The sequence below is a fragment of the Georgenia ruanii genome (assembly GCF_009193175.1).
Taxonomy (GTDB): Bacteria; Actinomycetota; Actinomycetes; order Actinomycetales; family Actinomycetaceae; genus Georgenia; species Georgenia ruanii.
Map to the genome: position 1 here is coordinate 143,378 of NZ_VUKE01000003.1, position 23,829 is coordinate 167,206.

General features: G+C 75.4%; 25 protein-coding genes. 17 read left to right on the top strand and 8 right to left on the bottom strand.

Going from position 1 to position 23,829, the window contains the following annotated elements; genetic code table 11:
- A complete protein-coding gene (locus GD880_RS05130) occupies positions 1 to 1,500 on the top strand; it encodes an aldehyde dehydrogenase family protein (RefSeq protein ID WP_152230547.1) in 1,500 nt (499 codons plus the stop codon).
- Positions 1,501 to 1,591: 91 nt separating this feature from the next.
- On the opposite strand, the gene GD880_RS05135 is transcribed toward GD880_RS05130, so the two are convergent.
- Together GD880_RS05135 and GD880_RS05140 are read right to left on the bottom strand one after the other, a co-directional pair.
- Positions 1,592 to 1,954, bottom strand: coding sequence for a GntR family transcriptional regulator (locus GD880_RS05135; protein WP_152230661.1), 363 nt, complete (start codon positions 1,952 to 1,954; stop codon positions 1,592 to 1,594).
- The gene (locus GD880_RS05140; protein WP_152230548.1) at positions 1,954 to 2,886 is read right to left on the bottom strand and encodes a hypothetical protein; all 933 of its coding nucleotides are present in this window, start codon (positions 2,884 to 2,886) and stop codon (positions 1,954 to 1,956) included. Before GD880_RS05140 ends, GD880_RS05135 begins: the two co-directional genes overlap by 1 nt.
- 182 nt (positions 2,887 to 3,068) lie before the next feature.
- On the opposite strand from GD880_RS05140, the gene GD880_RS05145 reads away from it, so the two are divergent.
- The 3 genes from GD880_RS05145 to GD880_RS05155 all read left to right on the top strand — a co-directional run bounded on the left by GD880_RS05145 (position 3,069) and on the right by GD880_RS05155 (position 5,808).
- Positions 3,069 to 3,482, top strand: coding sequence for a hypothetical protein (locus GD880_RS05145; protein WP_152230549.1), 414 nt, complete (start codon positions 3,069 to 3,071; stop codon positions 3,480 to 3,482).
- Between the two features lie 161 nt (positions 3,483 to 3,643).
- Entirely contained in the window at positions 3,644 to 5,215 is a 1,572-nt protein-coding gene (locus GD880_RS05150; RefSeq protein ID WP_152230550.1) for an SDR family oxidoreductase, read from the top strand.
- Positions 5,216 to 5,250: 35 nt separating this feature from the next.
- Complete coding sequence (locus GD880_RS05155; protein ID WP_226909394.1) at positions 5,251 to 5,808, top strand: TOPRIM nucleotidyl transferase/hydrolase domain-containing protein; 558 nt, start codon at positions 5,251 to 5,253, stop codon at positions 5,806 to 5,808.
- Positions 5,809 to 5,824: 16 nt separating this feature from the next.
- Here the strand turns inward: GD880_RS05155 and GD880_RS05160 are convergent, their stop codons facing one another.
- Positions 5,825 to 6,361: a MarR family winged helix-turn-helix transcriptional regulator gene (locus GD880_RS05160; RefSeq protein ID WP_152230552.1), complete on the bottom strand. Its 537-nt coding sequence runs from the start codon at positions 6,359 to 6,361 to the stop codon at positions 5,825 to 5,827.
- A gap of 88 nt (positions 6,362 to 6,449) precedes the next feature.
- Between GD880_RS05160 and GD880_RS05165 the strand changes: the two genes are divergently transcribed.
- From GD880_RS05165 to GD880_RS05195, 7 genes are read left to right on the top strand one after another with little or no spacing between them, the layout of a single operon-like run.
- Positions 6,450 to 6,902 (top strand): NUDIX domain-containing protein, encoded by a 453-nt coding sequence (locus GD880_RS05165; protein WP_152230553.1) that lies wholly within the window; start codon positions 6,450 to 6,452, stop codon positions 6,900 to 6,902.
- On the top strand, positions 6,899 to 7,942 hold the full coding sequence (locus GD880_RS05170) for a polyprenyl synthetase family protein (protein ID WP_152230554.1): 1,044 nt from the start codon (positions 6,899 to 6,901) through the stop codon (positions 7,940 to 7,942). The genes GD880_RS05165 and GD880_RS05170 overlap by 4 nt, the downstream gene beginning before the upstream one ends.
- Positions 7,939 to 8,814, top strand: coding sequence for a phytoene/squalene synthase family protein (locus GD880_RS05175; RefSeq protein WP_152230555.1), 876 nt, complete (start codon positions 7,939 to 7,941; stop codon positions 8,812 to 8,814). Before GD880_RS05170 ends, GD880_RS05175 begins: the two co-directional genes overlap by 4 nt.
- Complete coding sequence (crtI, locus tag GD880_RS05180) at positions 8,811 to 10,382, top strand: phytoene desaturase family protein (RefSeq protein WP_152230556.1); 1,572 nt, start codon at positions 8,811 to 8,813, stop codon at positions 10,380 to 10,382. The genes GD880_RS05175 and crtI overlap by 4 nt, the downstream gene beginning before the upstream one ends.
- Positions 10,379 to 10,750, top strand: coding sequence for a lycopene cyclase domain-containing protein (locus GD880_RS05185; protein WP_152230557.1), 372 nt, complete (start codon positions 10,379 to 10,381; stop codon positions 10,748 to 10,750). Before crtI ends, GD880_RS05185 begins: the two co-directional genes overlap by 4 nt.
- Positions 10,747 to 11,070, top strand: coding sequence for a lycopene cyclase domain-containing protein (locus GD880_RS05190; RefSeq protein WP_152230558.1), 324 nt, complete (start codon positions 10,747 to 10,749; stop codon positions 11,068 to 11,070). The genes GD880_RS05185 and GD880_RS05190 overlap by 4 nt, the downstream gene beginning before the upstream one ends.
- Entirely contained in the window at positions 11,067 to 11,981 is a 915-nt protein-coding gene (locus GD880_RS05195) for a prenyltransferase (RefSeq protein ID WP_152230559.1), read from the top strand. Before GD880_RS05190 ends, GD880_RS05195 begins: the two co-directional genes overlap by 4 nt.
- 172 nt (positions 11,982 to 12,153) lie before the next feature.
- Here the strand turns inward: GD880_RS05195 and GD880_RS05200 are convergent, their stop codons facing one another.
- Complete coding sequence (locus GD880_RS05200) at positions 12,154 to 12,639, bottom strand: pyrimidine dimer DNA glycosylase/endonuclease V (RefSeq protein WP_152230560.1); 486 nt, start codon at positions 12,637 to 12,639, stop codon at positions 12,154 to 12,156.
- 44 nt (positions 12,640 to 12,683) lie between these two features.
- Here GD880_RS05200 and GD880_RS05205 point away from each other — a divergent pair, with 44 nt between their 5' ends.
- The 6 genes from GD880_RS05205 (at position 12,684) to ctaD (ending at position 19,531) form a co-directional block, all read left to right on the top strand.
- Positions 12,684 to 13,826: a PQQ-dependent sugar dehydrogenase gene (locus GD880_RS05205; protein ID WP_152230561.1), complete on the top strand. Its 1,143-nt coding sequence runs from the start codon at positions 12,684 to 12,686 to the stop codon at positions 13,824 to 13,826.
- 48 nt (positions 13,827 to 13,874) lie between these two features.
- Positions 13,875 to 14,678, top strand: coding sequence for a UbiA family prenyltransferase (locus tag GD880_RS05210; protein ID WP_152230562.1), 804 nt, complete (start codon positions 13,875 to 13,877; stop codon positions 14,676 to 14,678).
- Between the two features lie 79 nt (positions 14,679 to 14,757).
- Positions 14,758 to 15,840, top strand: a complete 1,083-nt coding sequence (locus tag GD880_RS05215) for a type III polyketide synthase (protein WP_152230563.1) — start codon at positions 14,758 to 14,760, stop codon at positions 15,838 to 15,840.
- Positions 15,837 to 16,400 (top strand): isoprenylcysteine carboxyl methyltransferase family protein, encoded by a 564-nt coding sequence (locus GD880_RS05220; RefSeq protein WP_152230564.1) that lies wholly within the window; start codon positions 15,837 to 15,839, stop codon positions 16,398 to 16,400. The genes GD880_RS05215 and GD880_RS05220 overlap by 4 nt, the downstream gene beginning before the upstream one ends.
- Positions 16,397 to 17,419 carry an NAD(P)/FAD-dependent oxidoreductase gene (locus GD880_RS05225; RefSeq protein WP_152230565.1) on the top strand — a complete coding sequence of 341 codons (1,023 nt, stop codon included), beginning with the start codon at positions 16,397 to 16,399 and terminating at the stop codon, positions 17,417 to 17,419. The genes GD880_RS05220 and GD880_RS05225 overlap by 4 nt, the downstream gene beginning before the upstream one ends.
- A 315-nt stretch (positions 17,420 to 17,734) precedes the next feature.
- Entirely contained in the window at positions 17,735 to 19,531 is a 1,797-nt protein-coding gene (ctaD, locus tag GD880_RS05230) for an aa3-type cytochrome oxidase subunit I (protein WP_152230566.1), read from the top strand.
- A 92-nt stretch (positions 19,532 to 19,623) separates the two neighbouring features.
- Here ctaD and GD880_RS05235 read toward each other — a convergent pair whose 3' ends face one another.
- From GD880_RS05235 to GD880_RS05250, 4 genes are all read right to left on the bottom strand, one after another.
- Entirely contained in the window at positions 19,624 to 20,433 is an 810-nt protein-coding gene (locus GD880_RS05235) for an ABC transporter permease (protein ID WP_152230567.1), read from the bottom strand.
- 9 nt (positions 20,434 to 20,442) lie between these two features.
- Positions 20,443 to 21,330, bottom strand: a complete 888-nt coding sequence (locus tag GD880_RS05240) for an ABC transporter permease (protein ID WP_226909395.1) — start codon at positions 21,328 to 21,330, stop codon at positions 20,443 to 20,445.
- 53 nt (positions 21,331 to 21,383) lie between these two features.
- Complete coding sequence (locus GD880_RS05245) at positions 21,384 to 22,574, bottom strand: extracellular solute-binding protein (RefSeq protein WP_152230569.1); 1,191 nt, start codon at positions 22,572 to 22,574, stop codon at positions 21,384 to 21,386.
- Positions 22,575 to 22,642: 68 nt separating this feature from the next.
- Positions 22,643 to 23,734 (bottom strand): ABC transporter ATP-binding protein, encoded by a 1,092-nt coding sequence (locus GD880_RS05250; protein WP_152230570.1) that lies wholly within the window; start codon positions 23,732 to 23,734, stop codon positions 22,643 to 22,645.
- Positions 23,735 to 23,829: the final 95 nt, after the last annotated feature.

The window sequence follows — 23,829 nt, forward strand, 5'->3', positions numbered from 1 at the left end:
ATGACCACGACGCCCGCCGTCCGCTCGCAGGAAATCGCCGAAAAACGGCCATATCGGCTCGGTTCGCATCACCTCGCCGGCCGCGACGTGCCGGCCGCGGGCACCCGCGAGGTGCGCCGCGCCGACCCGGCCACCGGCGCCCCCGCGGCGGTGGTCGTGCCGGCGACCGCGCAGGAGGTGGCGGCCGCCGTCGCCGCCGCCGACGAGGCGCGGGCCGGCTGGCGGCGCACCCCGCCGGGGGAGCGGGCGGCGGCGCTGCGCCGGGCGGCGGAGGCGGTGCGCGCGGCCGCCGAGGAGCTGGGTGCCGCGCTCGCGGCGAGCACCGGACGGCTGCTCGGCCAGTCCACCGAGTCCGCCCTCGTGGCGGCCGACCTGCTCGAGGAGGCCGCCACCGCCGGGCTGGGGCCCGCCGGCCGCACCCTCGCCGGGGCGGCGTCCGCGCTCGACGTGGTGCGCCGCGAGCCGCACGGCGTCGTCGCCGTCATCACCCCGTGGAACGACCCCTACCCGGCGGCCGCCGGGCTGCTCGCCGCGGCGCTGGTCCCCGGCAACACCGTCGTCCACAAGCCCTCCGAGCGCAGCGCCGTGCCCGGCTGGCGCCTCGCCCGGCTGGTCGCGACGGCCCTGCCGCCGGGCGTGCTCGACGTCGTCAACGGCGACGGCGAGACCGGCGCGGCGCTCGCGGCCGACCCCCGGGTTGCGCTCGTCGCGCACGTCGGCTCCACCGCGTCCGGACGGGCCATCGCCCAGGCCGTGGGGGCGCGCGGGGCCCGGCTGCTGCGCGAGAACGGCGGCAAGGACCCCCTCCTCGTCGACGCCGGGGTGGACCCGGCGTGGGCCGCCCGGCAGATCGCCACCGGCGCCTTCACCAACACCGGCCAGCTGTGCACCTCCGTGGAGCGGGTCTACGTGCACGAGTCCGTGGCCGACGACGTCCTCGCCGCCCTCGTCGAGGTGGCCGCCGGCATGCGGGTCGGGCCGCCCACCGAGGGGGAGACCGAGCTGGGCCCGCTCGTCGACGACGCCCAGCTCGCCGTCGTCGACGCCCACGTGCGTGCCGCGCTCGCCGCCGGGGCGCGGTGCCTCGCGGGCGGGGCGCCGCTGGACCGCCCGGGCAGCTACTACCCGCCGACCGTGCTGGACGGGTGCACCGACGACATGGATGTCATGCGCGAGGAGACCTTCGGCCCCGTGGCGGCGGTGACCCGGGTGGCCAGCTTCGAGGAGGGGCTGCGCCGGGCGGGCTCCGGGCGCTACGGGCTGGCCGCCACGGTGCTCACCCCGGACCTCGGGCACGCGCTGCGCGCGGCGGACGAGCTCGAGGTGGGCACCGTCAAGATCAACGCCGTCTTCGGCGGCGCGCCGGGCGGCTCGGCCGATCCGCGCCGGGACAGCGGAGCCGGCGCCGGGTACGGGCCGGACCTGCTCGCGGCGATGACCCAGCTCAAGGCCGTGCACCTGGAGGCGCTGCCGACGGGCGGGACATCGAGCGTGGCCTGACCCGGCGCGCCGCCGGGGCGCCGCCCCGGCCCGCGGCAGCCTCGGCCGCGCCGGCACGCGGCCGGCTCAGCCGCGCCGGCACGCGGCCGGCTCAGCCGCGAGCGCCCGCGCCCAGCCGCCGGACCTCGTCCACCGCCTGGTCGAGCGTCAGCCCGAGCTCGGCCGTGCGGCGGAGGTACTGCCGCGCCGCCGCCCGGGCCTCGCGCTCGCGGTCGGCACCGCGGGCCGTCACGAAGGTCCCGCGCCGTCCGCGGCTGACGATGAGCCCGGCCTGCTCGAGCTCCCGGTAGGCCCGCGCCACGGTGTTGACCGCGAGGCCCAGGTCCTCCGCCATGCGGCGCATCGGCTGGAGCCGGTGCCCGGCCGGCAAGGTGCCGTCGTCGATCGCCGCCGCGAGCTGGGACCGGACCTGCTCGTAGGGCGGGACGTGCGAGGCGGCGTCGACGACGACGATCACGACCGCACCCCCGGACCGGGGCCGCCCCAGAGCCGCTGCCGGAAGTACCGCTCCGGCCGCTGGGCCGCCGACACGGTCGCCGCGACCAGGACGACGACCAGCACGCCGAACAGCACGGCGGCCACCAGGCCGGCCACGAGCCCGACCGCCGGGTTCGCCGGCCAGCCGCCCTCGAGACCCGCGCCGACGACGCCGAGGAGCACGAGCGGGGCGACGACCCCGATCGTCAGTGGCACGGTCACCATGTCCCGCAGGGCGCGGGCGCGCAGCGCGTCGTCCCAGGCCAGCTCGAGCGTCGTCTCGGCGCGCTGTGGTCGCGCCAGGACGCGCCGCGCCAGGGCCTCGTCGAGGGCCGCCACGGCGGCAGGCGCGACCGCGGCGAGGACGAACGCCAGCGGCGGCGGGTCACCGAGGTCCACGGCGCCGGTCGCGTCGAGCACGACAAGAGCGAGGGACAGGGTGGCCGCGACACCCGCGGCCACCCAGGCGCCGACCCGCTCCATCGGCGGGACGTAGTCGCGGTGCGCCGGCGTCGACGCCCGCGCGATCCGCACCGCGGCGCGCGGCGCCCGCCCGAGGGTCCCGTACACGGCCGCCGCGGCGGCGCCGAGGGCGCGCCCACCGAGCACCGCCACGAGCACCCACATGAGGTCGTACTGCCCGGGCTCGCCGGCGGTCCCGAGCGGCGCGACCGCGAGGAGCGTCGCCAGCCCCGCCGCCGTGCCGGTGGCCGAGGCGACCAGCTCGCGGTGCGCCAGCCGTCGGACGACGACGGCGCCGACCGGCGGGTCGAGCGCGAGATCGACCTTGCGTGCCACCCGGTGCGCCAGGCGCCGCCGTCCCCGGCCGGCCAGCGCGGTCAGGCCCGGGGCGGCAGCGGCGCCGAGGATCACGACGGCGAGCAGGAGGACGAGTGCGTGCCGATCCATCAACAACCCCTTTCGTATCAGTCTTGGCTCAAGGTAGCACAACAATATTGATACAAAGAGCCCGGGTGCCCGGGTGCCCGGGTGCCCGGACGCCGGGCGAGCGCGCCCCACGCTCCGACGGCACTGGTCCCGTATGTCGGCGCAGGAGGGCCGGCGTACGGTCGAGCGCAGGAGGCGCCGCCATGACCGCAACGACCGTCGCGCCGCCCGCACACGCGAGCGAGGACCCGCTGGCGCAGGCGCTCGAGCGGCTGAGGGACGCCCTGCGCGAGCTCGTCCAGAGCGCCATCCGCTACGCCGTCGTGAAGGTTGCCGGCCGGGTCGGGGAGGTCCTCGCGGACCTCGACGTCGGCGTGGTCCCGAAGGGCATGCTCGGCGGCGCGATCGTCGAGGGGGTGCAGGCCTTCGCCGCCGGCAAGAGCCCGGTGTGGGCGGCCGCCCGGGGGGCCTGGAAGGGTGCCGAGACCAAGACCAAGGTCCTCGTCGTCCTGACCGTGGTGCTGCTCGTGCTCCTGCTCCCGGTCGTCCTGGTCCTCCTCCTGCTCGCGCTCCTCGTGGCCGGGATCGTGGCCGCCATCCGCGCGGCCACCCGGTGAGGTGAGCGGACGGCGTGCGGACCCCGCCCCTGCCCGGCGTCGTCCACGACCAGGGGCGTGCGGCCTGGTGCCCCGGCAGCGGCGCATCCCGGCCTCTCCCGCCCCCGGGCGCCGGGGCGCACCCGCTCGCGCGGCGCAAGTGCCCGTCGCAGACTGAGCCGATGAGCGCCGCCGCCGCCGCGCCCCTCGCCCTGGTGACCGGAGCCACCGGGTACATCGGCGGACGGCTGGTGCCCGAGCTCCTCGACGCCGGCTACCGGGTGCGGGCCATGGCCCGCCACCCCGACCGGCTCGAGGGCCGCGACTGGCGCACGCGGGTGGAGGTCGTCGCCGCCGACGCGACGAACCCGGAGGACCTCGCCCGCGCCCTCGCCGGTGTCGACGTCGCCTACTACCTCATCCACGCCCTCGGCACCGGCGCGGCCTTCGGCCGGCGCGACCGCGCCACCGCGCGCCGCTTCGCCGTCGCCGCCCGCGAGGCCGGCGTGCGGCGCATCGTCTACCTCGGCGGCCTGCACCCGGGGGAGGAGAGCCTCTCCCCGCACCTGGAGTCGCGCCGCGAGGTCGGCGAGATCCTCCTCGCCAGCGGGGTGCCCACCACCGTGCTCCAGGCCGCGGTGATCATCGGCTCGGGCAGCGCCTCGTTCGAGATGATGCGCTACCTCACCGAGCGGCTGCCGGCCATGGTGGCGCCGCGGTGGATCGGCAACCGCATCCAGCCCATCGCCGTCCGGGACGTGCTGCGCTATCTCGTCGGCTCGGCCGCGATGCCGCCGCAGGTGAGCCGGGCCTTCGACATCGGCGGCCCCGACGTCCTCACCTACCGCCAGATGATGCAGCGCTACGCCGCCGTGGCCGGCCTGCCGCCGCGGGTGATCCGCGCCGTCCCGGTGCTCACCCCGCGCCTGGCCAGCCTGTGGGTCGGGCTGGTCACGCCGGTTCCGTCCGGCATCGCGCGCCCGCTGGTCGGCTCGCTGGTCCACGAGGTCGTCGCCAAGGAGCACGACATCGCGGCCCACGTGCCCGACCCGCCGGAGGGCCTCGTCGGCTTCGACCGGGCCGTGGAGCTGGCGCTGGCCAAGATCCGCGAGTTCGACGTGCGCACCTCCTGGCGCTCGGCCTCCACCGAGGGCGCGCCGTCCGACCCGCTGCCGGAGGACCCCGCCTGGGCCGGCGGGAGCCTGGAGGTGGACGAGCGCGCCGGGGCCGTCGCCGCCGACCCGCAGGCGCTGTGGTCGGTCATCGAGGGCATCGGCGGGGCGCACGGCTGGTACTCCTGGCGGCTGGGCTGGGTGGCCCGCGGGGTCATGGACCGCGTCTTCGGCGGCCCGGGACTGCGCCGCGGGCGCCGCGACCCGCACCACCTCGCCGTCGGCGACGCCCTGGACTGGTGGCGGGTGGAGAAGATCGAGCCCGGCCGGCTGCTGCGGCTGCGGGCCGAGATGCGCCTGCCCGGCCTGGCCTGGCTCGAGCTGGGCGTGGAGAGCGACGACGGCGCCACGGTGTTCCGGCAGCGGGCCATCTACCACCCGCGCGGCCTGCTCGGCCAGCTCTACTGGTGGGCGGTGTACCCCTTCCACGGGATCGTCTTCGGCGGCATGCAGCGCAACATCGCCCGGGCGGCCGAGGCCGAGGCCGCGGCCGGTGCGCCCGGGCCGACGGCGCCGGCCCCGGGCGGGGACCGGTCGCACGGGAGCGGCGCCGCGGGGAAATCACGCGGGGAAATCAGTTGACGGCCGGCTGCGCGGGCCACGCCAATAGGGGAGTGGTGACACCCCGGGCAGTCGTGCTGGTGGAGGGGAACAGCGACCGGACGGCGCTGCTCACCCTCGCCGCGCGCACCGGCCGGGACCTCGCCGCCGACGGCGTCGAGGTCGTCGCGATGGGCGGTATCACCAACACGCGCGCGTTCGCCGCGCGCTACGGGCCCCGCGGGCTGGGCGTGCCGCTCGCGGGGCTCTACGACGCCCCCGAGGAGACCCACCTGCGCCGCGGCCTGGCGGCGGCCGGCCTGCCCGCCGCCCTCGAGCCCGGGGCGCTGCCCGCCCTGGGCTTCTTCGCGTGCACCGCGGACCTGGAGGACGAGCTCATCCGCGCCCTCGGCGTGGCGGCCGTCGAGGAGGTCATCGCGGCCGCGGGCGAGGCGCGCTCGCTGCGACTCCTCGCCGGCATGCCCGCCCAGCGCACCTGGACCCGCGAGGCGGTGCTGCGTCGCTTCCTCGGCGTCCGGTCGGGGCGCAAGGCGCGCTATGCCGCGCTGCTGGTGGCGGCGCTGGACCCGGGACGGGTGCCCGCCCCGCTCGCCGGGGTGCTCGCCCGGGTGTGAGCGCGGCGGCCGACCGCTAGGGCCGGACCCGGCCGGCCTGGGAGGCGGGCGGCTGCGGCGACGGCGTCAGCGGGGCCACGGTGCCGGTGCGGTCGAACTCCTCGGCCATCGCCAGGAGGAAGGCGACCACCGCCGGCCGGCAGTGCTCGGGCACCGCGCCGGCGATCTCTCCCATGCGCTCGTGCATGTGCCCGAGCCGCTCGCGGACCTCGGCGTGCGCGTGCGCCGTCGCCCGCACCACCAGGGAGCGCCGGTCGCGCGGGTGCGGGGAGCGCACCAGGTGCCCGGAGGCGGTCAGCCGGTCGAGCAGCTTGGTCGTCGAGGCGGTGGAGATGTGCAGCCGCGAGGCGATCATGCGCGGCGTGGCGGGCGTCTCCGTCCGCTCGGCGGCGATGACGACCTGGAGGGCCTGCAGGTCGGTGACGTTCATGTCCATGTCGGCGCTCATCCGCCGGCGCATCTCCTCGTCGGCGCGCCGGAACCGCCGCAGCGCCCGCAGCACGGCGACGGTCTCCTCGCCGTCGGCGTACCAGTAGTGCGCGCGGTCGGCCATGCGGGCGAGGCTACCACCCGAAATCTCCCCTAGCGTTTAACTAGCCTGGCTAGTAATCTCCTTCGCACCGGCCCACCCAGGAGGAGCCATGACCACCACCGCTCCGCACCGCCAGGCGCCGCCGCCGGTGCCCGACCTTCGCGGCTTCGCCTGCTTCGTCATCGACGGCGCCGGCCGGGTGCTGCTCGTGCGCCGCGCGTGGCCGGCGCTGTGGAGCCACGCCCTCGACGGCCGCGCCCGCCCTGCCGAGCCCATGACCCGGGCGGTGGCCCGGCACGGCCGCGACGACCTCGGCCTCGCCCTGGTCGAGCCCGTGTGCGTGCGGCCGGGCACCATCGCCACCCGCGGGGTCTACCTCGCCTCCGTCACCGGCCGACGCGACCCCGACCCCGCCCGAGTCCTCGCCCACCGCTGGGTCGACCCCGAGGAGCTGGGCCGGGCCGTCGTCGCCGCGCCCTGGGCGCTGAGCCCGGCGCTCGTCGAGCTCGTGCGCGGCCTGGGTGACCTGCCGGCCGGGGAGACCCTGGAGGTGGCGGGATGACCCGCGCGGGCGACGGCGCGATGACCGGCCCGGCGGACGCCGCCCTGCGCCGGTTCCTCACCACCCGCCGCGGCGGCGTGGACGCCCACGACGCCGAGCTGTGGACGGCGCTGGAGCGGGCGGCCGACGGCGGCAAGCGCGTCCGCCCCCGGCTCCTGCTGTCCGTCCACGCGGCCCTGGGCGGCACCGACGTCGCCGTGGCGGCGGAGGTGGCCGCCGCCATGGAGCTGCTCCACACCGCCTTCGTCGTCCACGACGACGTCATCGACGGCGACCGCACGCGCCGGGGGCGCCCCAACGTCTCGGGCACCTTCACCGACCGGGCCCGCCGGGCCGGCGTGACGCCGGCGCGGGCGGAGCGCTACGGCGACGTCGCCGGCCTCCTCGCCGGCGACCTCGCCCTGGCCGGCGCGGTCCGCACCGTCGCCCTGTGCGGCGCGCCGCCCGCCACGGTGCGCCGGCTGCTGGACCTGCTCGAGCGGGCGCTGCGCATCAGCGCCGCCGGAGAGCTGGCCGACGTGCGCCTCAGCCTGACCGGCGGGGCGGACCTGGCGGAGATCCTCACCATGGAGGAGCACAAGACCGCGGTGTACTCCTTCGAGCTGCCCCTGCAGGCCGGCGCCGTGCTCGCGGGGGCGGACGAGGCGGTCATCGCGCGTCTCGGCGAGCTCGGGCGCCTGCTCGGCGTCGCCTTCCAGCTGCGCGACGACCTCGACGGGGTCTTCGGGGAGGAGGCCGACACGGGCAAACCCGCCCTGTCGGACCTGCGCGAGGGCAAGTGCACCCCGCTGGTCGCCCACGCCCGCACCACCCCCTGGTGGCCCGAGCTCGCGGCCTACGTCGGCGACCCGCGCATCGACCCCACCGGCGCGGCCCGCGTGCGCGAGCTGCTCACCGCCTCCGGGTCGCGCCGGTTCATCGAGGACCTGGCGGCCAGCTATGGCGAGGTCGCCCGGGCGGTCGCCGAGCCGCTGGACCTCGGCGCCGACCTGGGCGGCTGGGTCGCCGCCACCACCGCCGGCCTGGCGCGGGCGGCATGAGCGCCCCCGCGGTGCGGCGCCGCCTCCTGACCGACCACGCCGCCCGGTACGACGCCGTGGCCCAGACCAGCGCCGCCGTCGTCATCGCCGGTTACTCCACGTCCTTCGGGTGGGCCACCCGGCTGCTCGCCGAGCCCGTGCGCACCCACGTCCGCAACGTCTACGCCCTGGTGCGGGTGGCCGACGAGATCGTCGACGAGCCGGGGGAGTGGCCGGCCGACCAGCGTGCGCACCTGCTCACCGTCCTGGAGGAGGAGACCTACCAGGCCCTGCGCACCGGCCACAGCGCCAACCTCGTCGTCCACGCCTTCGCGCTCACCGCTCGCCGGTGCGGCATCGGCCGCGACCTCGTCGAGCCGTTCTTCGGCTCCATGCGGGCCGACCTGTCCGTCACCGCGCACGACGCCGGCTCCTTCGCGGAGTACGTGCACGGCTCGGCGGAGGTGGTCGGGTTGATGTGCCTGCGGGTGTTCCTCGCCGGCGATGAACGGGCGTACGCCGAGCTCGCCGACGGCGCCGCCCGGCTGGGAGCGGCATTCCAGAAGATCAACTTCCTGCGCGACCTCGCCGAGGACCACGACCTGCGCGGCCGCAGCTACTTTCCCGGCGTGGACGTCGGCCGCCTCGACGACGCCTGCCGGGACGCGCTGCTCGACGACGTCGCCGCCGACCTGGCCGCCGCCCGCGCGGCCATCCCGCACCTGCCCGCGAGCAGCCGGCGCGCGGTGCGCGCCGCCCACGACCTCTTCGCCGAGCTCGCCCGGCGCCTGCGGGCGACCCCCGCCGCGACGCTGACCCGCACCCGGGTCCGGGTGCCCGGCCTCGTCAAGGCCCGCATCCTCGCCCGGGCCGTCCTGGAGGGACGCCGATGACCGCGCAAGCCCCCCGCGCCGTCGTCGTCGGCGGCGGCATCGCCGGCCTCGCCGGCGCGGCCCTGCTCGCCCGCGACGGCTACGCCGTCGACCTGCTCGAGCAGCGCGGCGAGCTGGGCGGGCGCGCCGGGTCGTGGAGCGCGGGCGGCTTCCGGTTCGACACCGGCCCGTCCTGGTACCTCATGCCGGAGGTGTTCGACCACTTCTTCCGGCAGCTGGGCACCAGCGCCGCCGAACAGCTCGACCTCGTGCCCCTCGACCCGGCGTACCGCGTCTTCTTCGAGGGGCAGGCCGAGCCGGTGGACATCGTCGCCGACGCCGCCGCGAACGTCGCCACCTTCGAGCGCCTGGAGCCGGGCGCCGGCGCCCAGCTCGAGCGCTACCTCGCCTCGGCCCGGCGCACCTACGACCTGGCCCTGGACCGGTTCCTCTACACGAGCTTCACCTCGGTCCGGCCCTTCCTCGCGCCCGAGGTGCTGCGCCACGCCCACCGGCTGGCGCCGCTGCTGCTGCGCCCGCTGGAGGACCTCGCCGCCGCGCACGTCACCGACCCGCGGCTGCGCCAGATCCTCGGCTACCCGGCCGTCTTCCTCGGCTCCTCCCCGGACCGGGCCCCGAGCATGTACCACCTCATGAGCGCCCTCGACCTGACCGGGGGCGTGCTCTACCCCCGGGGCGGCTTCGCCCGGCTCATCGAGGTCGTCGCCGCGCTCGCGACAGCCCGGGGCGCGCGGCTGCACACCGGGTGCACCGCCACCGCCATCACCACCCGCGCCGGGGACGGGCGGCCCCGGGTCGCCGGCGTCCGGTACACGGGCCCCACCGGGGACGAGCTCGAGCTCGGCGCGGACGTCGTCGTCGGGGCCGCCGACCTCCACCACGTCGAGACCGCGCTGCTGCCCCCGTGGCTGCGGACCTACCCGCAGGAGTGGTGGGACCGGCGCACCTCCGGGCCCGGCGCGGTGCTCGTCCTGCTCGGCGTGCGGGGGCGGCTGCCCGGGCTGGCCCACCACTCGCTGTTCTTCACCCGCGACTGGCGGGCGAACTTCGACGCCGTCTTCGGCGGTCGGGTGCCCGCCCCGGCCTCGGCGTACGTGTGCAAGCCGTCGGCGACGGACCCCTCCGTGGCCCCGCCGGGGGACGAGAACCTCTTCGTCCTGGTGCCCGTGCCCGCCGACGTCGGGATCGGCGGCGGCGGCATCGCCGGCCGGGGCGGGCCGGTGGTCGAGGCCATCGCCGACGCGGCCATCGACCAGATCGCCGACTGGGCCGGCGTGCCGGACCTGCGCGAGCGCGTCGTCGTGCGCCGCACCATCGGCCCCGCGGACTTCGCCGCCGGGCTCAACGCCTGGCGCGGGGGGATGCTCGGGCCGGCGCACACCCTGCGCCAGAGCGCGATGTTCCGGGCCGGCAACGCTTCGCGCAAGGTCGCCGGGCTGTACTACGCCGGGTCGAGCACCATCCCCGGCGTCGGGCTGCCGATGTGCCTCATCAGCGCCGAGATCATGGCCGCGCGGGTGCGCGCCGCGACGCGCCCGCCCGCCGCGCGGGCGGTGGTGGCACGATGACCGGCTGGCTCTACCTCGCCGCGCTGCTGGTGGCGCTGGGCTGCCTGGCGCTCCTCGACCGCCGGTGGCGGCTAGTGCTGTGGGCCGACGCCCGGCGCGGCGCCGTCGTCCTCCTGGCCGGCGCGGTGCTGTTCCTCCTGTGGGACGCCGCCGCCATCGCGGCGGGCGTCTACGAGCGCGGCGGCAGCGCCGCGATGACCGGCGTCCTCCTCGCGCCCGAGCTGCCGCTCGAGGAGCTGTTCTTCGTCGTGTTCCTGTGCTACCTCACCCTGGTGCTGCGGGGCCTGGTCGACGTCGTCGCGCGGGCGCGGGGCTCCCGGGCGCTGCCCGGCGCCGGGGCCGTACGGGCCGAGGAGGAGGTCCGGTGACGTACGTCGGGATCGCCGGCCTGTTCCTGCCGGCCGCGGCGGCGGTGGCGGCGGTGGCCACGTGGCGCCGCCGGCTCGGGCCGGCCTGGTGGGCGCGCACCGGCGTCGTCGCCGTCGTCCTGCTGGTCCTGACGGTCGTCTTCGACAGCGTCATGATCGCCGCCGACCTGTTCCGCTACGACCCCGCCGCCCTGGCCGGGCCGCGGCTGCTGCTCGCGCCCGTCGAGGACCTCGCCTGGCCGCTGGCCGCCGCCCTGCTGCTGCCCGCGCTCGCGGAGCTGCTGCGGCCGGCGACGGCCGCGGCAGAGGAGGAATCATGAGCGGCGCCGAGGAGACCCGGGCGGACACGGCCCGCGCCGGCCAGGCCCCCCGGGCGGCGCTCCGGCAGCTGCTCGGCGCCTCGCGCCCGGTGAGCTGGATCAACACCGCCTACCCCTTCGCCGCCGCCTACCTCGCCTCCGGCGGCGGGGTCACGGCGGCGTGGGTGGTCGGCACGGTGTACTTCCTCGTCCCGTACAACCTGCTCATGTACGGGGTCAACGACGTCTTCGACTACGAGTCCGACCTGCGCAACCCGCGCAAGGGCGGCATCGAGGGCGTCGTCCTCGACCGCCGCCTGCACCGGCTCACCCTCCTTGCCGCCACGGTGACGAACGTGCCGTTCCTCGTCGCGCTCGTCGCGCTCGGCTCGCCGGCCTCGACGGCGGTGCTCGTGGTGAGCGTGTTCGCGGTCATCGCCTACTCGGCGCCCGGGCTGCGGTTCAAGGAGCGGCCGGGGCTGGACTCGATCACCTCGAGCACCCACTTCGTCAGCCCCGCCCTGTTCGGGCTCGCCCTGGTCGGCGCGCCGGCCACGACGACGGCGGCCGCGGCGCTGCTGGCGTTCTTCCTGTGGGGCATGGCGTCCCAGGCCTTCGGCGCGGTGCAGGACGTCGGCGCCGACCGGGCCGCCGGCATCGGCTCCGTGGCCACGTGGCTGGGCGCCGCGCGGACGGTCCGGGCCGCCATGGTCCTGTACGCCGCCGCCGGGCTCGTCCTGCTCGCCGCGGGCTGGCCGGCCCGGCTCGCCACGGTGCTCGTGGTGCCCTACATCGTCAGCATCGCCCCGTTCCGGTCCCTGCCGGACGAGCGCTGCGAGGAGGCGCACGCGGGCTGGCGCCGCTTCCTCTGGCTCAACCTCGTCACCGGCTTCTGCGTCACCCAGCTGCTCATCTGGGCAGCGCTGGCCTGACGGGCGCGCCTACCGCCGTGGAAATTGGTCTTGGAGCCGCCCGGAGCCGCAGCGGCGCTGACAGGTCCACCGCATCTGGGTGCCGTCGGCGGTGAAGCGCCGCGGACCCCTGTACCGCGCGCCGCCGCGGTTGTCCCGGCAAGGCGAGGACGCGCCCGCGGGCGCCCGGCCCTCAGACCCGTTCCCACGCCTCCACGGGCCCGGGGACGACGACGAAGAGCGGGTGCACCGCCGGGGTCGCGGCGCGCTGCGCGGCGGCCCGTTCCGGGCTGCGGACGGCCAGCTTGGCGGCCAGGTGTCCCCACTCGTGCCCGACCTGCCCCTCGGTCACCGGTACACGCGGCACCGGCGGGGGCCCGACGCCGACGAGCCGGTCGGCCCCGTCGGCCCCGTCGGCGGGGGCGATCGCGGCGGGCCGGTCGATGCGCCCGGTGTCGAAGCGGTACCCGCGCCCCGCGGCCTCCTCGGCGACCACCACGAGATAGGCGCCGACGGCGGCGAGCGGGTCGGACTGGGCGCGAAAGCGCTCGAGCTGGCTGTGCCGGCGGTAGCCCCGGGTCCGGCCGGCGAGCACCGCCTGCGCCAGAAGGCTCTCGCGCCAGCACGCCGTCAGCCCCTGCCGGTCCAGGTAGCGCGGGTGCAGGGACCAGATCCTCACCGCCAGATCCTCCCACCCAGCCGTGCCGCCCGGGACAATGAGGCATGCGTGCGCACACGGGCGGGCTCGCGAACCGGTCGCGGCTCGCCGTCGTCCTCGCCACCGTGCTGGCCCTGGCCGGCTGCGCCGGCAGCGGGGGCACCGAGCCGGGCCCGACGACGACGGCCCCGGCCCCCACCGCGGCGCCGCCCACCACGCCGACGCCGCCGACGCCTCCGGCCCCCGCCGCGCCCCGGGTCGTGGCCACCGACCTCGACGTGCCCTGGGGGCTCGCGTTCCTGCCCGACGGCTCGGCCCTGGTCACGCTGCGCGACCGCGGCGAGGTCCTCCACCTGGTCGGCGGCGAGCGGCCACACCCCCTCGGCACCGTGCCGGGCGTCGCCCCCGGCGGCGAGGGCGGCCTGCTCGGCATCGCGGTCTCCCCGACGTTCGCCCAGGACGGCCGGGTGTTCGTCTACCTCAGCGCCGCCCGCGAGAACCGGGTGCTGCGCATGCACCTCACCGGCGAGACGCTCACCCCGGACACCGTCATTCTCGGCGGCATCCCGCGCGGGAGCATCCACGACGGCGGCCGCCTCGCCTTCGGCCCCGACGGCTACCTCTACGTCACCACCGGCGAGGCCGGTACCCGCACCCCCGCGCAGGACCTGCACTCCCTCGGCGGCAAGATCCTCCGCATCGACCAGGACGGCCACCCCGCCCCGGGCAACCCGTTCCCCGGCTCGCCGGTGTGGACGCTGGGGCACCGCAACGTCCAGGGCATCGCCTGGGACGCCGACGGCCGCATGTACGCCAGCGAGTTCGGGCAGGACACCTGGGACGAGCTCAACCTCATCACGCCCGGGTCCAACTACGGCTGGCCGGTGGTCGAGGGCCGCGGCGGCGCCCCCAGGTTCGTCGACCCGCTCGTGCAGTGGCGCCCCGCCGAGGCCTCGCCCAGCGGCATCGCCGTGCTCGACGACGCCGTGTACGTCGCGGCGCTGCGGGGGCAGTCGCTGTGGCGGGTGCCGATCCACGGCGGCGTCGCCGGGCAGCCCGAGCGTCTGCTCGACGGCACGTACGGCCGGCTGCGGACGGTCGCGGTCGACCCCACCGGGAAGCTGTGGGTGCTGACCGACAACACCTTCCGCGGCCGGCCCCGGCCGGGCGACGACCGGATCGTCGTGCTCGACCCCGCGTCCCTCTGACGCGGCCGCCCCTTCCCGCCGGGGCGCGGCGGTGCCAGGGTTGCCGCCATGGCCACGACGCTGGCGCTGCTGCGGGCGTGCCACCTCGCGCCCACGCTGGCGGTGACCGCGGTGGTGGCCGTGCTCGTCGTCGTTGCCGGGCTGCCCCCGGTCACCGGCGTGGTGCTCACCGCCGCGGTGCTCGCCGGGCAGCTGTCCATCGGCTGGTCCAACGACCTGCTGGACGCCGACCGCGACGCCCTGGTCGGCCGCACCGACAAGCCGGTCGCCACCGGCGCGCTGCCCCGCGCCGTCGTGCGCCGCGCGCTCGCGGTCGTCCTGGCGGTGTGCGCGGTGGCCTCGCTGGCCGCCGGGCTGCTGTCCGGGCTGGTCCACCTCGTGCTCGGCGTCGGCTCGGGCTGGGCGTACAACCTCGGCCTCAAGCGCACCGTGTGGTCGTTCCTGCCCTATGCCGTGGCCTTCGGCGCGCTGCCGGTGCTGGTGTGGCTGGCCGGCGACCCGGCCCGGCTGCCGCCGGCGTGGATGGTCGCGGCGGGCAGCCTGCTCGGCCTGGGCGCGCACCTGCTCAACGTGCTGCCCGACCTGGCCGACGACGCCGCCACCGGGGTGCGCGGGTTGCCGCACCGCCTGGGCGCCCGGGCCAGCGGGCTCCTGGCGGTCGGCTGCCTGGTGGCCGCCACCGCCGTCATCGTCCTCGGCCCCGCCGGGCCGACGCCGGGCTGGGCGTGGGCGGTGCTCGCCGGGGGCGTCGCGGGCGCCGCCGGCGCGCTGCGCCTCGGGGGCAAGGCCCCGTTCCGGGCCGCGATGGTCCTCGCCGTGGTCGACGTCGTCATGCTCGCCGCCCGCGGATGATGGCCCGGGGCCCGGCCCCCCGCCGGGTGTGACTCGCGTTCGCGGCGCGCCCGGCGCCCCGCGCCCATACGCTGCCGGGATGACGCACCTCGTGGCGGTCGAGGCGGTGCTGCCCGAGCACCGCTACGCCCAGGGCGATGTCACCGACGCCGTCGCCGCGATGATCGGCGCCGAGGGCCCCACCCACGCGCTGCTGCGCCGGGTGCACGCCAGCGCCGGCGTCGACCACCGCCACCTCGCCCTGCCGCTGGAGCGCTATGCCGCCCTCGCGGGCTTCACCGCCGCCAACGACGCCTTCATCGAGGCGGCCGTGGACCTGGGCACGCGCGCCCTCACCGGCGCCCTCGACCGGGCCGGGCTGGCCCCGGGCGACGTCGATCTCATCGTCTCGACGACGATCACCGGCCTGGCGGTGCCCTCCCTCGAGGCCCGCATCGCCGCCCGGGTGGGGCTGCGCGGGGACGTCGTGCGGGTGCCGATGCTGGGGCTGGGCTGCATGGCCGGGGCGGCCGGCACGGCCCGCCTGCACGACTACCTCCTCGGCCACCCGCGCGCCGTGGCCGCGCTGGTCGCCGTCGAGCTGTGCTCGCTCACCATCCAGCGCCAGGACACCTCCCCGGCCAACCTGGTGGCCTCCGGGCTGTTCGGCGACGGCGCCGGCGCGCTCCTCGCCGTCGGGGCCGAGCACCCGCTCGCCGCGCCCGGCGAACGCGCCGCCGGGGCGCCCGTCCCGGCGGTGCGGGCCAGCCGCAGCCACCTCTACCCGGGCACCGAGGCGGTGATGGGCTGGGACGTGGGCGGCAGCGGCTTCAAGATCGTCCTCGGCGCGGAGGTCCCCGCGCTCGTGCGCGACCGGGTGGGCGCCGACGTCGCCGCCTTCCTGGGCGAGCACGGGCTCGGCGTGGACGACGTCGGCTGGTGGGTGTGCCACCCGGGCGGGCCGAAGGTCATCGACTCCCTCGCCGAGACCCTCGGCGTCGACGCCGACGCGCTCGCCCTGACCACCGAGTCCCTGCGCCGGGTGGGCAACCTGTCCTCCGCGTCGGTGCTGCACATCCTGCGCGACACCCTCGACCACCGCCCGCCCGAGCCCGGCTCGCCGGGCGTGATGATGGCGATGGGCCCGGGCTTCAGCGCCGAGCTCGTCCTGCTGCAGGCATGACGTCGGCCGCGTGGTTCACCGCGCTCGTGCTGCTCGTCGGGCTCGAGCGGCTGGCCGAGCTCGTCGTTGCCACCCGCAACGCCCGGTGGAGCTTCGCCCGCGGCGGGGTGGAGACCGGGCGCGGGCACTACCCCGTCATGGTGGCCCTGCACACCGCGCTGCTCGTGGGCGCGGTGGCCGAGGTGTGGTGGCGCCATCCCGGCTTCGTCCCGGCGCTGGGCTGGTCCATGCTGGCGCTGACCCTCGCCGCCCAGGGGCTGCGCTGGTGGTGCATCGCCACCCTCGGGCCCCGCTGGAACACCCGGATCATCGTCGTGCCCGGCCTGCCGCTGGTGGGGCGGGGCCCGTACCGGTGGTTCCGCCACCCCAACTACGTCGCGGTGGTCGTGGAGGGCTTCGCGCTGCCGCTCGTCCACTCGGCCTGGGTCACCGCCGCCGTGTTCACCGCCGCGAACGCCGTGCTGCTCACCGTCCGGGTCCGCGCCGAGAACCGGGCGCTGGGCGCCGCGGCCCCCGCGGCGGCACCCGGCGGCCCGGCCCCGGCGCGGGGGCCGGCGTGACCCCCGACGTCGTCGTCGCCGGGGGCGGCCCGGCCGGCCTGGCCACCGCGCTGCACGCCGCCGCCGCGGGCCTGACCGTCGTCGTGCGCGAACCGCGGCCGGGCGCCATCGACAAGGCCTGCGGCGAGGGCCTCATGCCCGGCGCCGTCGACCGCCTCGCCCGGCTCGGGCTCGACCCGCCCGGCCAGCCGCTGCGCGGCATCCGGTACGTCGCCGGGACCACCGCGGCCGAGGCGCGCTTCCCCGGCCCGCCCGGGCGCGGGGTGCGGCGCACCGCGCTGCACGAGGCCCTGCGCGCGGCGGTGGCCGCGGCCGGGGTGGTGGTGGAGGAGCGGCGGGTGAGCCAGGTGCGCCAGGACGACGACGGCGTCCTGGTCGACGGCACCCGGGCGCGCTACCTCGTGGCCGCCGACGGGCTGCACTCCCCGCTGCGCCGTGGCCTGGGCCTGGACGCCCCGGCGGCGGGCCGGCGCCGCTACGGGCTGCGCCGCCACGTCGCCGTCGCCCCCTGGACCGACCACGTGGAGGTCCACTGGGCCGAGCACGCCGAGGCGTACGTGACCCCAGTCGGGCCCGGCGAGGTCGGCGTCGCGCTCCTCACCACCCGGCGGGAGCCCTACGCCGCCCAGCTCGCGGCGTTCCCGGCGCTGCGCGAGCGGCTGGGGGAGCCGACCTCGACGGTGCGCGGGGCCGGGCCGCTGCACCAGCGGGCGCGGGCCCGGGTCGCGGGGCGGGTGCTGCTCGTCGGGGACGCGGCCGGGTACGTCGACGCGCTCACCGGCGAGGGCGTCTCCCTGGCCCTGGCGCAGGCGGAGGCGGCCGTCGCCGCGGTGGCCGCCGGCCGCCCGGCGGCGTACGAGGCGGACTGGCGCCGGATCGTCCGGCGCTACCGGCTGCTGACCCGGGTGCTGGTGACGGCGAGCGCCGTCGGGCCGGTGCGCCGGGCGATCGTGCCGGCCGCCCGGGCGCTGCCCGGCGTGTTCGCCGGCGCCGTCGCGCAGCTGGCCCGGCCGGCGTGAGCGGCGCCCGGCCCGCGCGGGCCGCGGCGCCCGGCCCGGCGTGACGGCCCGGCCGCGTTCCCGGGCGGGAACGGCAGTTTTCGCGGGGATCCGCGATGCCCGTTTCGCCGGCCGGCCGGCGGCGCTACGCTCGCGTCAACGGACCGCGGCCCCACGTTGCGGGGCACCTCGCGGCTCGTACAGTGGGAAGACCTGAGCATTCGCCCAACCGTGGCGGGTGGCTCGGCACCACGGTGCCGGGGGCGCGCCACACCGCGAGGTGATCAGCATGGCAGCTGTCGCGACTCCGCCCGTCGAGCGCCGGAGGGTGCGCTGATGGCCACCATCACCGGTCCGCGGATCGAGGCCGTGCCGGGGCTCCCGCCCCAGCGGCAGAACCTGGGCAAGCTGCTCGTCAAGTGGGTCACCTCCACCGACCACAAGGTCGTCGGCTACCTGTACCTCACCACCTCGTTCATCTTCTTCATGATCGGCGGGGTGCTCGCGCTGCTCATCCGCATGGAGCTGTTCGAGCCCGGGCTCCAGATCGTGCAGTCGCACGAGCAGTACAACCAGCTCTTCACGATGCACGGCACGATCATGATGTTCCTGTTCGCGACGTCGCTGTTCAGCGGATTCGCGAACGTCATCATGCCGATCCAGATCGGCGCGCCGGACGTGGCCTTCCCCCGGCTGAACATGTTCGCCTACTGGCTGTACCTGTTCGGCGGCCTGCTCGTCGTCGGCGGGTTCCTCACCCCCAAGGGCGCCGCGTCCTTCGGGTGGACGGCGTACACCCCGCTCTCGACCGTCATGTTCTCCCCGGGGCTCGGCGGCGACCTGTGGGTGTTCGGGCTGGCGATGACCGGCTTCGGCACGATCTTCGGCGCGGTCAACTTCATCACCACGATCGTCACCCTGCGCGCCCCGGGCATGACCATGTTCCGGATGCCGATCTTCACCTGGAACACGCTCATCACCTCGCTGCTCGTGCTCATGGCCTTCCCGGTGCTGGCGGCGGCCCTGTTCGGGCTGGGCCTCGAGCGGGTGGTCGGCGCGCAGATCTACAACCCGGACTACGGCGGGGCGCTGCTGTGGCAGCACCTGTTCTGGTTCTTCGGGCACCCGGAGGTCTACGTCATCGCCCTGCCGTTCTTCGGGATCATCACCGAGGTCCTGCCGGTGTTCTCCCGCAAGCCGGTCTTCGGGTACAAGGGCCTGGTCTTCGCCACGATCGCCATCGCCTCCTTGTCGATGACCGTGTGGGCGCACCACATGTTCACCACGGGCGCGGTGATGCTGAACTTCTTCTCGCTGCTGACCATGGCGATCGCGGTGCCCACCGGGGTGAAGTTCTTCAACTGGATCGGCACCATGTGGCGCGGCAAGGTCACGTTCGAGTCGGCGATGCTCTTCGCGCTGGGCTTCCTGGTCACGTTCCTCTTCGGCGGCCTGACCGGGGTGATCCTGTCGAGCCCGACGATGGACTTCCAGGTCCAGGACACCTACTTCGTCGTCGCCCACTTCCACTACGTCGTCTTCGGCACCGTGGTGTTCGCGATGTACTCCGGCTTCTACTTCTGGTGGCCGAAGTTCACCGGCCGGATGCTCAACGAGAGGCTCGGCAAGATCAACTTCTGGCTGTTGTTCATCGGGTTCTGGATGACGTTCCTCGTCCAGCACTGGCTGGGCGTGCAGGGCATGCCGCGGCGGTACGCCGACTACCTGCCGGAGGACGGGTTCACGCTCTACAACCAGATCTCGACCGTGGGGGCGTTCATCATCGCCCTGTCCACCCTGCCGTTCCTGTGGAACGTCTACATCACGCAGCGTGGCCCGCGCACGGTGTTCGTCGCCGACCCGTGGGGGTTCGGCAACTCCCTCGAGTGGGCGACCGACTCGCCGTTCCCGCGGCACAACTTCCACTTCCTGCCGCGCATCCGCTCCGAGCGCCCGGCCTTCGACCTGCACCACCCGGAGGTCGCCGCCCTGGACGTCACCCCGCCCAACCAGAACGTGCTCCAGTCCGCCTACGCCGGACCGGAGGCCAAGGGCCGGGCCGCGGTCGTGCGCGAGCGGGTCGAGCGCAAGCACCACGACGAGGGACCGCCCGGGACCGAGGGGCTCTCCTGACGGGACGGCCACGTCGGTGCGGGGACCCGGGCGTGCGCCCGGGTCCTCGCGCGGGAGGGGGTCGCCCGCGCCCGCGCCGCCCGCCCGGGCGATCACCGGAGGTGGATGCTGCGCGCGAGCCGCTGCGAGAGATAGACGGGAATCATCGAGAACGCGATGACCACGGTGGCGACGACGTTGAGGATCGACGCCTGGGTGGGGCGGGCCATGTTGTTGTACATCCAGATCGGCAGGGTCTCGACGCCCGGCGGCGCGGTGAAGATCGTCACGACGATCTCGTCGAAGCTCAGCGCGAAGGCGAGCAGTGCGCCGGCGACGAAGGCGGTGCGGAACGCCGGGAACGTGACGAGCCGGAAGGTCTGACCCAGGCCGGCGCCCAGGTCGGCCGAGGCCTCCTCCAGGCTCGGCGAGATCCGGCCGAGCCGGGCCTGGACGTTGTTGAACACCATGACGATGCAGAACGTCGCGTGGGCCACGACGAGACCGAAGAACCCGAGCTGGATGCCGATCGGCTCGAGGACGTTCTTGTAGGTGTTGCTCAGGGCGACGCCGGTGACGATGCCGGGCAGCGCGATCGGCAGGACGAGCATGAGGTTGACGGAGCTTCTGCCGAAGAACTCATGACGCTGGAGCGCGAACGCGGCCAGCGTGCCGAGCACCATGGCCACGGCCGTGGCCCCCGCCGCGGTGACGAGCGACGTGCCGAGCGCCGCCCGGACGCCGTCGTTGCCGAACGCCGCGCCCCACCAGCGCAGCGACCAGTCGTCGATGGGCCAGCCGGCGACTCGCGCGCCGTTGAACGAGTTGAGCACGACGAGCCCGAGCGGTGCGTAGAGGAAGAGCAGCACCACGGCCACCACGACCGCGAGAGCGATCTTGGCCGGACGGGAGAGCCTGAGCATCGCGAGCTCCTACAGGTTCTTCAGGGCGCCCGTGCGGCGCACGGCGACGAGGTACAGGATGACGACGGCGATCGGCACGACCGACAGCGTGGCGGCCAGCGGCGGGTTGAGGTTGATGTTGGCCGCGATGACGCTGCCGATGAGCTGCGTCTTGCCGCCGACGAACTGGGCAGAGATGTAGTCCCCCAGGCTCAAGGAGAACGTGAACACCGATCCGGCCAGGATCGACGGCACGAGGAGGGGCAGGACGACGGTGCGCACGGTCGTCCACGTGCGCGCCCCCATGTCGGCCGCGGCGTCGAAGAGGTTCTCGGGGATCTGCTCGAGCGCGGTGTACACCGGGACCGCCATGTAGGGGAACCACAGGTACGCGAGGGTGATGACCACGGTGGCCTCGCTGTAGCCGGGCCCGTGCAGGCCCAGCGGCGCGAGCAGCCAGTTGACCGGGCCGCTCTCCCCGAAGCTGACGCGCATGGCGAAGACCTTGACGAGGTAGCCGCCCCAGAGCGGCAGGGTGATGGCCATGACGAGCACGGGGCGCCACGCGGGGGGCGCCACCTTCGCCAGGAACACCGCCAGGGGCAGCGCGAACGCGGTGCACAACAGCGTGACCACCGCGGCGATGACGACCGTGCGCAGGGCGGTCGCGGTGTAGGCCGGGCTGCTGACCACGGTGGCGAAGTTGTCCAGGGTGAAGCCCGGCTCGACCTTCGAGGTGAAGGAGTTCGTCGTCCAGAAGGCCGTCGCCAGGAGCATCACCAGCGCGAAGATGTAGATCACGACCAGCCAGAGCAGAGGCGCGGTGAGCAGGCCGGCCAGGCGAAGGCCGGGCCTGCGGTAGAGCAGCGAGGAGAGCGGGGCGCGGCTGGGGCGCGGCGGGTGTGCGGCCGTCGTCACGTGTGATCCTTCCTGTCGGCGGTGGGGTCCTGCCGGACCCCACCGCCGCGCGGTCAGCCCTTGACCGAGGCCCAGGCCTCGGTCCATTGCTGGTAGGTGGTGCAGGTGACGTCCTTGCGTCCGTCCAGGCACTGCTCGATCGGGGTCGTCCAGAACCACACGTTCTTGAAGTACTCCTCGTCGGTGGCGTGGTACGTCTCGCAGTGCGCCGCGTTCTCCGGCGAGCCCTCGCAGGAGAGCGCATTGGCAGGGGCCATGCCGAAGTTCTGGGCGATGGCGGCGTCGACATCGGGCGAGGTCGCGTAGTCGATCCACTTGTAGGCGCAGTTCGGGTGCTGCGCCTTGGCCGAGACCATCCATGTGTCGGCCCAGCCCGTGGCGCCTTCCTCGGGAACGGTGCCGGCGAAGCCGTCGCCGAGCTCGTTGAGGATCACCTGCCAGCTCGTGCCCAGCACGGAGGACCCGCTCTGGAAGGAGGAGACGTTGTTGGTGTAGAGCGCCCAGTACTCGCTGACCAGCTCGTTCTGCTGCTTCAGCAGGTCGACGGCCGCCTGCAGCTGCTCCTCGTCGAGGGCGTAGGGGTTCGTGATGCCCAGCTCCGGCTGGTGCGCCATGAGGTACAGGGCGGCGTCCGCGATGTAGATGGGGGAGTCGTAGGCGATGACCTTCCCGGCGTACGGGGAGTCCTTCTCCCAGACGACGTCCCAGCTCGTCGGCGCCTCGGTGACGACGTCGGTGTTGTACTGCAGGATGTTCGCCCCGCGGCCGAGCGGGATGCCGTACGTCTTGCCGTTGAGGCTGTTGTAGGTCTGCTCCTTCATCCCCTCGACGACATTGGCGAAGTTGGGGATGAGGTCGGTGTTGAGCGGGGCGGCGTCGCCGCCGACGATGAGGCGCAGGCTGGCGTCGCCTGAGGCGGAGATGACGTCGTAGTCGCCCGTGCGCATGAGGGACACCATCTGGTCGCTGGTCTCACCGATCTTGCGGTTGACCTTGCAGCCGGTCTCCTCGGTGAACGTCGTGACCCAGTCGACGTCGGGGTTGGTCGTGCCGTCCTCGACGTAGCCGGGCCAGGCGATGATGTTCAGCTCGTCCTCGGACTCACCCAGCTTCTCCAGGGCCGGGACGTCGGGGACCGTGAGGCCGCCGCTCGGGGAGTCCGAGGACGAGGACGACGACGAGCAGCCTGCCAGGCCCAGGACGACGGCCGCTGCCAGGGCGGGGACGATCGTGCGCACTTTCATAGGGGGCTCCGTTCGGTGGGACGGTGTCGGCGGGCGCCGGTCTCGGCCCGCCCGGTGCCTGACCGCGGTCAGGACGACGGGATGGTGGCCACGTGGTCGCTCGTCCAGACGGCGAGGACCTCCTCGCCGCGGGCGATCGGCGCCCGCGAGCCCGGCCGGTGGTCGTTGTGGACGGCCGCGATCAGCCGCAGACCTGAGCGGCTCTGCACGATGTACCGGGTGGAGGGACCGGTGTAGACGGTCTCGACGACGGTGCCCGGGACGGCGGTCTCCGCCGGCGCGGCCGCGGTGCCGGCGGGCACGAGCCGCACGCGCTCGGGCCGGATGCTGATCGCCGCGTCGACCCCGAGCAGCTGACGCGCCTGCTCGGCGGGGATGAGGTTGGAGACCCCGAGGAAGCCGGCGACGAACTCCGTGGCCGGGAACTCGTACACGTCGCCGGGGCTGCCGACCTGCTCGATCCGGCCGTTGTCGAACACCGCCACCCGGTCGCTGAGGGTGAGGGCCTCCTCCTGGTCGTGGGTGACGAAGACGAAGGTGATGCCCACATCGCGCTGGATCTGCTTGAGCTCGACCTGCATCTCCTCGCGCAGCTGCTTGTCCAGTGCCCCGAGCGGCTCGTCCAGGAGGAGCACCTTGGGCTCGAGGATCAGGGCGCGGGCGAGGGCCACGCGCTGCCGCTGGCCGCCGGAGAGCTGGTGCGGCATGCGCTCGGCCAGGTGCGCCAGGCGCACCTTCTCGAGGGCCCTGGTCACGCGCTCGGCCCGCGCGGCCTTGCCGACCTTGCGGACCCGCAACCCGTAGGCGACGTTCGCCGCGATGCTCAGGTGGGGGAAGAGCGCGTAGTCCTGGAACACCGTGTTGACGTCACGGTCGAACGGCGCCGTCCGGGTGACGTCGGCGCCGTCGAGCAGGATGGTGCCGGCGGTGGGGCGCTCGAAGCCGGCGATCATCCGGAGCACCGTCGTCTTCCCGGACCCCGAGGGGCCGAGCATCGAGAAGAACTCCCCGGCGGGGACGTCGAGATCGAGGTCGGCCACCGCGGTGAAGTCGCCGAAGCGCTTGTGCACGCCACGCAGCGCGACCGCGGCCGGCGCACCGGAGACGCCGGCCGGGCCGGGGCGGGCCTGCTCCGAGCGATCTGTGCTGGTCTGCGTCATATCGGCCTCTCCTCACCGGCAGTCCGGGAAAACCACAAAACATACAGTTCCATAGGTAATGTTTCGCTCGCGTAAGGTAGCGGAACTGCACGCGG

Bases quoted from the DNA above. Each gene is read 5' to 3' on its own strand.
- GD880_RS05130 (WP_152230547.1), top strand. From the start codon at position 1: ATGACCACGACGCCCGCCGTCCGCTCGCAGGAAATCGCCGAAAAACGG.
- GD880_RS05140 (WP_152230548.1), bottom strand. From the start codon at position 2,886: ATGGATCGGCACGCACTCGTCCTCCTGCTCGCCGTCGTGATCCTCGGC.
- GD880_RS05145 (WP_152230549.1), top strand. From the start codon at position 3,069: ATGACCGCAACGACCGTCGCGCCGCCCGCACACGCGAGCGAGGACCCG.
- GD880_RS05150 (WP_152230550.1), top strand. From the start codon at position 3,644: ATGAGCGCCGCCGCCGCCGCGCCCCTCGCCCTGGTGACCGGAGCCACC.
- GD880_RS05160 (WP_152230552.1), bottom strand. From the start codon at position 6,361: ATGGCCGACCGCGCGCACTACTGGTACGCCGACGGCGAGGAGACCGTC.
- GD880_RS05165 (WP_152230553.1), top strand. From the start codon at position 6,450: ATGACCACCACCGCTCCGCACCGCCAGGCGCCGCCGCCGGTGCCCGAC.
- GD880_RS05170 (WP_152230554.1), top strand. From the start codon at position 6,899: ATGACCCGCGCGGGCGACGGCGCGATGACCGGCCCGGCGGACGCCGCC.
- GD880_RS05175 (WP_152230555.1), top strand. From the start codon at position 7,939: ATGAGCGCCCCCGCGGTGCGGCGCCGCCTCCTGACCGACCACGCCGCC.
- crtI (WP_152230556.1), top strand. From the start codon at position 8,811: ATGACCGCGCAAGCCCCCCGCGCCGTCGTCGTCGGCGGCGGCATCGCC.
- GD880_RS05185 (WP_152230557.1), top strand. From the start codon at position 10,379: ATGACCGGCTGGCTCTACCTCGCCGCGCTGCTGGTGGCGCTGGGCTGC.
- GD880_RS05195 (WP_152230559.1), top strand. From the start codon at position 11,067: ATGAGCGGCGCCGAGGAGACCCGGGCGGACACGGCCCGCGCCGGCCAG.
- GD880_RS05205 (WP_152230561.1), top strand. From the start codon at position 12,684: ATGCGTGCGCACACGGGCGGGCTCGCGAACCGGTCGCGGCTCGCCGTC.
- GD880_RS05210 (WP_152230562.1), top strand. From the start codon at position 13,875: ATGGCCACGACGCTGGCGCTGCTGCGGGCGTGCCACCTCGCGCCCACG.
- GD880_RS05215 (WP_152230563.1), top strand. From the start codon at position 14,758: ATGACGCACCTCGTGGCGGTCGAGGCGGTGCTGCCCGAGCACCGCTAC.
- GD880_RS05220 (WP_152230564.1), top strand. From the start codon at position 15,837: ATGACGTCGGCCGCGTGGTTCACCGCGCTCGTGCTGCTCGTCGGGCTC.
- ctaD (WP_152230566.1), top strand. From the start codon at position 17,735: ATGGCCACCATCACCGGTCCGCGGATCGAGGCCGTGCCGGGGCTCCCG.
- GD880_RS05235 (WP_152230567.1), bottom strand. From the start codon at position 20,433: ATGCTCAGGCTCTCCCGTCCGGCCAAGATCGCTCTCGCGGTCGTGGTG.
- GD880_RS05245 (WP_152230569.1), bottom strand. From the start codon at position 22,574: ATGAAAGTGCGCACGATCGTCCCCGCCCTGGCAGCGGCCGTCGTCCTG.
- GD880_RS05250 (WP_152230570.1), bottom strand. From the start codon at position 23,734: ATGACGCAGACCAGCACAGATCGCTCGGAGCAGGCCCGCCCCGGCCCG.